Origin of the sequence: Acetobacterium tundrae (genome assembly GCF_008086615.1) — a bacterium.
Taxonomy (GTDB): Bacteria; Bacillota; Clostridia; order Eubacteriales; family Eubacteriaceae; genus Acetobacterium; species Acetobacterium tundrae.
The window spans coordinates 52,742-59,564 of the sequence record NZ_RXYB01000022.1; the positions used below are offsets into that span (position 1 = coordinate 52,742).

Annotated in this window: 7 protein-coding genes and 1 pseudogene; 7 read left to right on the top strand and 1 reads right to left on the bottom strand. The window is 38.5% G+C overall.

Features of this window, described 5'->3' with window-relative positions:
- Window positions 1–6 precede the first annotated feature (6 nt).
- From FZC40_RS14495 to FZC40_RS14525, 7 genes are all read left to right on the top strand, one after another.
- Window positions 7–669 (top strand): TetR/AcrR family transcriptional regulator, encoded by a 663-nt coding sequence (locus FZC40_RS14495; RefSeq protein ID WP_148605623.1) that lies wholly within the window; start codon window positions 7–9, stop codon window positions 667–669.
- Between the two features lie 154 nt (window positions 670–823).
- Window positions 824–1,969 carry a uroporphyrinogen decarboxylase family protein gene (locus tag FZC40_RS14500; protein ID WP_148605625.1) on the top strand — a complete coding sequence of 382 codons (1,146 nt, stop codon included), beginning with the start codon at window positions 824–826 and terminating at the stop codon, window positions 1,967–1,969.
- A 221-nt stretch (window positions 1,970–2,190) separates the two neighbouring features.
- Window positions 2,191–2,988: a TspO/MBR family protein gene (locus FZC40_RS14505; protein ID WP_148605627.1), complete on the top strand. Its 798-nt coding sequence runs from the start codon at window positions 2,191–2,193 to the stop codon at window positions 2,986–2,988.
- A 572-nt stretch (window positions 2,989–3,560) separates the two neighbouring features.
- A complete protein-coding gene (locus FZC40_RS14510; protein WP_148605629.1) occupies window positions 3,561–4,118 on the top strand; it encodes a TetR/AcrR family transcriptional regulator in 558 nt (185 codons plus the stop codon).
- 48 nt (window positions 4,119–4,166) lie between these two features.
- Complete coding sequence (locus FZC40_RS14515; RefSeq protein WP_148605631.1) at window positions 4,167–4,535, top strand: HsmA family protein; 369 nt, start codon at window positions 4,167–4,169, stop codon at window positions 4,533–4,535.
- Window positions 4,536–4,688: 153 nt separating this feature from the next.
- A complete protein-coding gene (locus FZC40_RS14520; RefSeq protein ID WP_148605634.1) occupies window positions 4,689–5,594 on the top strand; it encodes an ABC transporter ATP-binding protein in 906 nt (301 codons plus the stop codon).
- 9 nt (window positions 5,595–5,603) lie between these two features.
- On the top strand, window positions 5,604–6,389 hold the full coding sequence (locus tag FZC40_RS14525) for an ABC transporter permease (protein ID WP_148605636.1): 786 nt from the start codon (window positions 5,604–5,606) through the stop codon (window positions 6,387–6,389).
- A 246-nt stretch (window positions 6,390–6,635) separates the two neighbouring features.
- On the opposite strand, the pseudogene FZC40_RS14530 reads toward FZC40_RS14525, so the two are convergent.
- Window positions 6,636–6,823, bottom strand: a pseudogene (locus tag FZC40_RS14530) (transposase); the annotation flags it as partial.

A 6,823-nucleotide genomic window follows, 5' to 3' on the forward strand; every position in this document is an offset into this window, starting at 1 on the left:
CTTACGGTGGCAACAAAAAGACAAGAGGAAATGCAAGCAGAAATTATCAACTGTTCCAAAAGTTTGTTTGAAATTCATGGATATGCCAATACATCTATCCGAATGATTTCCAAAGCGATGGGTTTTAAAAACCAGGCGTCGTTTTATATTTATTTTAAAAGCAAAGACAAAATGGCGGCCTTGATTTTACAAAGGAATGCTCGGAAGGTACAGCAATATATCAAGGATTTCAATTTAACAGATGCCGCTCCAGTTCAGCTGTTATTGTTAGAAAATTTAATCATAACGGAAATGTTGCGGGATGAATTTAATCGAAAATTTTATACTGAAGCACAGGCAGCTCAGAGTTTTTCAAATATGGTTAACCAAATACCGGGGTATACTCAGAACTTATACGAAAATATAATCGATGCAATATCCGATTTAACTTTTGATGAACTGCAATTAAATCTATTTACATATATAAAAGGGGTATGCAGTGCATTTCAGGCAATTGACAATAATGAATCGCGGGTATCATTTGATAACGCAATAAAAAGATTGCCTTATGTTTTTCTTGAACTGATGGGAATCGATTATCATCAACAAGAAAAGATCATTGCCGAAACACGAAAAATCTTTAATACGATACCTGAAGAAGATTTGAAAAACTTATATTTCTTTAATTAAATAATGATCTGATAAATGCTGATCCTGAGATTGGCTTTTTTTTATCCAATTTATAAACGCGTTTATTTTTTGCTTGACAAAGATTTTTGTGCGATGTAATATCATAATATAAACGCGTTTATTTACGAAAAATATAATTCAGGAGGAAGTTTTTATGTCAAGACCAGCATTTAGCGTAGATGAGTTTGAAATTGTGGGGATGTATCCGGGCGTCGAAAAATTCGCAGTGATGGGTGCACAATTTATGGTACCCCAGAGTCCAAGATACAATAGACCGATCACGCAGCGGGAGAATTGGAAATTATTACTCGATGGAAAAAAGCCTTATTGGATTCCTGAAACCGGTTGGATTTTCTGTGATCAGGTGCAATTCAGACCGCGAGTAAATCCCGATAATGTGGCAAATCATCAAATTTTTGACGGGGGCCCAAGTATTGATTATGATGCATTAGGGAAAGTTGTACACAGTAGTTGGTTCGACCTCGATTGGGAATGGGATTATGCTATCTCAGGTGCAAGTGTACGGCCAGGAAATCCCAAAGTGCCGGATATCAATCATTGGGAAGATTACGTCAGTATACCTGATCTTGATGCAATGGACTGGAAACTCTATAAAGAAGAAAATGATGACTATCTGAAAATTGACAAACTGAGAGAGTTAGGAATTCAAATGAGCCTTTGGGAAAGACTGATGTGTCTCATGGATGTTGACAAAGCCGCAATCGCTCTTGTTGATGAGGATCAGCAAGAAGGCGTGCATAGATTCTTTGATAAATTGTGTGATTTTTATGATGATTATATTGGAAGAATGGCTGAATTGTACGACATTGACTGTATCTATTTGCATGATGACTGGGGGCATCAAAGAGGGCCTTTCTTTTCAATCAATACTGCCAGAGAAATGCTGTTGCCATATATGAAACGAATTGTAGAGTCCGTCCATAAAAGGGGACTGTATTTTGAACAGCATAGCTGTGGAAAAGTAGAAACCCTTGTTCCGGTCATGATCGAAGCCGGCGTCGACATGTGGTGCGGTCAGCCGGAAATAAATGATCAGGATATGCTGGCTCAGAAATATAAAGATCAACCGATTGTTATTGGGGTCGGCAATCCGGTCATACCGAATGATGCCTCGGATGAAGAAGTTAAAAAGCTCGCGAAAGACTGGGTTAAACGCTATCAAGATTGCCATGTCGCAGCAGAGTTTGGTTTCGCAGCAAATTTTGGAGAACCGGCCTATCAGAAATTCAGAAATTACGTATATGAATACAGTCGTCAAGTATTCCAGGATCGCGAGTAGACAAATATAACATTAAAATGGTGATCGGCTTCATCGGCAGAAAAACGGATGATCACATCAATGGAAAAAAACTGACCATAACTTTAATAGCCGTACTTGTTTGTCTTCATCAACACGCTCTGGTTTCAGGAGGTTCAGCTGATCGTAATTGCGTTGAGTCACTGAATAATTCACAGAAAAGTTGGTATATAGACAATAAATATACGAATGAGGTGAATGTTATGAATCGTTTAACAAAGGCATGGATCAGTTTGATTCTATTAGCAAGTACGTTGGTCATTAACGGATTGGGAGCTTTCGGATTTTTCAATGGTCTGTCGCAAAAGGACGTTTCAGACCGATATTTGACTTTAATTACACCAGCTCCCTTTACTTTCAGCATTTGGGGTGTCATCTATGCCCTATTGATCAGCGCCCTGGTTGTGATGATCGTCAAAAACAAGGATGATTATTATGGCAGTGCGATTGATCGCAGCACTTATCTTTTCTGGTTATCCTGCGGCCTCAATATGCTGTGGATTATCAGCTTTTCTTATACCTGGCTCGGTTTATCAGTCGTTTTGATTTTTGGTTTTGCCATCATATTGAGTCTGATTGTCAAAGAAATCGGGAAAATTCAGACCGGAAAACGCTGGCTGCTGCCGGCTGCTTTTGGAATGTATGCAGGATGGCTTCTGATTGCAACGGTTGTCAACACAGCGGCATGGTTGGTCATGATTGAATGGGGAGGATTTGGCATCACGCCGGAATACTGGGGGATTATCGTGGAGACTGTGGCCGTAGTGCTGGCGGCGGTCATCACGTTAAGCATCAAGAATGTTGTCTTTCCGCTGCCCATTGCCTGGGGATATTTTGGAATCTATCAGTATCTAATGGCACCGGAAGGCTTTCAGGGACAATTTCAATATTTACCCATTGCAACTTTAGTGGGCATCGTTTTTTTAATCGGAATCGCAGGTTTCCAGTTTATTAAAAATCAATATCGACTGATGCCGGATATTTTGAGAAAAGAAATTTAATTGCTTTTGATTAAGAATTTAGTCTCTGCGAAAGTTATGTTCGGTTTTGTTCAAGTAAGCGATGCAGCACTGTATCATCACATCCAATTACGATCCGCCAGCAAAGTCTTAGTTCAGTTTATTATATTCTTCATCCGTTACTGTTTCACACCATTCATTGCTGTGATAAACTTGAATTCTCCATTGGGACCGCCTCCTATTTTTTTTAATATTGGCTTACAACACCAGTATTATCTTATCATAGGAGGCTTTTTCATGACATACGTTACACTTCCGTTTACTCTATTCTCCCCAGTACAGCTGGGGGATTAATATTTTCATTCAATACGCCCACAACCGCTACCGGTACGGGCTATTCAAACCACCGGTTTGATTTAAGTTGTGGGTAGTTCCAATCTCAATATCGGCCGGCATTAAGTTAAGTGTTCCTCTGGTATTGGGGGCTAATATGTGTCTGTCGATTTAGAGTGTTAAAAAATAAGTGCGAATAAATTTTAAAATATTTTGTTGACAGAGTCAGGTAAATATCATAGAATGAACATAGTTCATTTGAAAGATGAGGAGGAAGTACATTGTCCCGGGTAATTGAAAATCCAAAACAGCTTATATTAAGTAAAGCCAAGGAAATATTATATAATCAAGGTTATCATAAGCTAAATATGAGAGCTTTATCAAAAGCTTGCGATATAGCTTTAGGTACAATCTATAATTATTATCCGACAAAAAAGGACCTGGTTGTTGAAATGATGACAGACTATTGGCAGGACTACCTTGAATCCGTTCGGGAAATAGTAAATTCAAATACGGATATTTATACTAAATTAAATAACGTCTTCAAAGAATTAGAAGTTTTCATCAAGAATTTTCGACAGTATTGGCTTACCCCTGAACTATATGGTAATCAGGAGTATGTAGAAGGCGGATTACAAAAAGAATACGGTTATATGGAAAAATTGATCGCGATCATTGAAGAGGTTCTGAAAAAAGAAGCAGCAGATAAAAATGTTCAAATCAAGTTAGGGGCTCGGGAAACCGCAAATTTTATCATCATGAATTTCATAACAATCGTTCAGACGCCGCTTTTCAGGTATGAATCCTTTGAGTTGTTTCTTAAAGAAATACTGAAATAAATCTTATCTATGAAGATATGATCTTAAAATTACAAGGAGGTATTTTTTATGTTGATTTATGCAATAATAACAATTACATTAGCGCTAGTATTTTATACAATAGGGGTTTGGAGCGAAAAAATTCAAGGTCGGCTTAAAAAATGGCATTTAGTCATGTTTTATATAGGGTTGGCATTTGATACGACCGGAACAACAATTATGAATAAAATTGCTGCCAGCGGATTTGTGCTTAATTTCCATGGCATTACAGGGCTGCTGGCAATTGTTTTAATGCTTTTCCATGCACTTTGGGCTACCGTGGTAATGGTAAAGAATGATGAAAAAGCCAAGGCAAACTTCCACAAATTAAGTATTATTGTTTGGATTATATGGCTGATCCCATTTGTTTCGGGTGCTATATTTGGTATGACAAGATAATATTTTCTTGTGCAATCTTGCTGAACCTGTTTCAGCCCGTCGGGCTGGATATAAACATTGCAACGTTTGAAGGGGCCGGGCGTATTATGGTGGAGCCAAACCCTTTCAAAGTCGGTGATGTTTTTTGTATGTAAAGAAAAATGGAGGAAGTGTATGCTGGAGATTAGCAATCTATCAAAAACCTATCAGAGAGGAAATAAAGAAGCGTTAAAAAATATCAGTTTAAAAATTGAAGAGGGAGAATTTACAGCGCTCCTGGGACAAAATGGTGCAGGTAAAAGTACGCTGATCAACATCCTGGCGGGTAATGTCAAAAAAACACAGGGAATCGTGAAAATTGGCCAATACAGTATTGATAAGAATGAACTTGAAACTAAAAAAATAATCGGGATTGTTCCTCAGGATACCGGTTATGATTTTGTCTTTACCGTTGACGAGGCCTTAAAAAATCAATCGGGATATTTCGGAATAAAAAATAATGATGACTATATTGATGAACTGCTGGAGGCTCTTTATTTAAAGGACAAAAGAAATGCCCGGTTACGGGATCTTTCAGGCGGGATGCGAAGACGATTTTTAATTGCCAAGGCACTGGTTCATCAGCCTAAAATTCTGATTTTGGATGAGCCCACTGCCGGAGTCGATATTGAAATGCGGCATACCTTGTATGAGTTTCTGATCAAGCTGCATCAGTCAGGAACGACCATCATCCTGACAACCCATTATCTGGAAGAAGCGGAAATACTCTGCGATCGGATTGTGATTATCGATGATGGAAAGATCGTTGCGGATGAACCCAAGGAACAGCTGATGGATTCATTTTCTGATGAAGTTAGGATTGAATTGCATTTTGATTACGAATTGAATCTGGCTGATTTTGAATTTTTAAAAGGCTATGATCTCAAAATAGAGGAAAAAACAAGCTTGAAATTAAAAGTTCCAAAAAAAGATTTGTCAAAAGTATTTCGAATGTTGACTGAGAAAAATTTGGAGTTTACCAATATTTTTGTGGAAAAACCAAAACTTGAAGAAATCTATTTAAAACTGATCAGTCATTAGGAGATGAATATGAAGAAACGGATTATATTTTATAATAGAACCGGCTTTACAACGCTTTTGAATCGGGAAATTCATCGTTTTATGAAGGTGCCGGTACAGACCGTTTTAGCCCCGCTGATTTCGAACATGCTGTATTTGGCAATTTTCGGGGGAATGCTTCAGACCCGACAGGTTGGGATCGATGGGGTTAATTATCTGCATTTCCTGGTGCCTGGTTTAGCTTCAATGGGGGCTGTTTTTGCCGCCTTTCAGAACCCGGCATTCTCAATCATATCCCAAAAATTTCAAAACACCATTCAGGATTTAAACAGTTACCCTATTTCCAACGCCGAAAAAATTCTTGCATTTGTCTTTGGCGGGGTCTTTAGAGGGGTTTTGGTTGGGTTGCTGACCTATGCGGCAACAATATTTTTTGTCGGGTATGAAATCGAATATCCTGTTTTATTTGTTCTATCCCTGACCGCAACATCGTTTGTTTTTGCATCACTTGGTTTAATCTGTGGACTAATATTTGATAATTTTGAAAAAATGAATTTTGTTTTGGCAATTGTCATTACCCCTCTGGCCTATTTAGGTGGGGTGTTTTTTGAAATTTCAAAATTGCCTGGTTTGTTGGCGGCAATCAAATATATCAACCCAATTTATCCTCTGGTAAATGTCACTCGATTTGCTTTCATCGGGGTGTATGAAGGAAACATTCAAGTTCAAATCATCATCACCGTGGTTTTGATTCTTGGCTCTTTTCTGAGCGCCTCTTATATTTTTAAGAAGGGGATTGGAATAAAAACAGTATAATTATCCGTGGATTTAAGAGATTAAGGTACATCGGTTTTTTGTTTTACAATAGGCCCATATAATCCAATTATTTGAGATTAAAGAAGATCCGACGGGACATCCGATTCGATCCTTCGGATCTCAGAGCGAAGACAAACCCGATTACAAGCAAACAAAGCTGTGATCGGGTTTTTATATTGCTGCCGGAAAATGAAAAAATAGGAAAAAACGTGAAGGTACTACAAAACGGATTCGTTTCCGGTACAGCAGATTTGCCAGTTTTTTCATATTCAGGCATGCCAAAGTTAGCCCGATCTGCATGGCAACTCGGGCCTTCCCGACATACTGTGTATAGCGCATCCCGTGATGTTCCTTGGCCGTGCCAAAGACTCGTTCGATGGTTTCTTTACGCAGTTGGTATTCTTCTTTGCGTCCGATTGTGTACCGGATTTCTT

Excerpts from the sequence above, each read along its gene's own strand:
- FZC40_RS14500 (WP_148605625.1), top strand. The coding sequence starts at position 824 with ATGTCAAGACCAGCATTTAGCGTAGATGAGTTTGAAATTGTGGGGATG.
- FZC40_RS14505 (WP_148605627.1), top strand. The coding sequence starts at position 2,191 with ATGAATCGTTTAACAAAGGCATGGATCAGTTTGATTCTATTAGCAAGT.
- FZC40_RS14515 (WP_148605631.1), top strand. The coding sequence starts at position 4,167 with ATGTTGATTTATGCAATAATAACAATTACATTAGCGCTAGTATTTTAT.
- FZC40_RS14520 (WP_148605634.1), top strand. The coding sequence starts at position 4,689 with ATGCTGGAGATTAGCAATCTATCAAAAACCTATCAGAGAGGAAATAAA.
- FZC40_RS14525 (WP_148605636.1), top strand. The coding sequence starts at position 5,604 with ATGAAGAAACGGATTATATTTTATAATAGAACCGGCTTTACAACGCTT.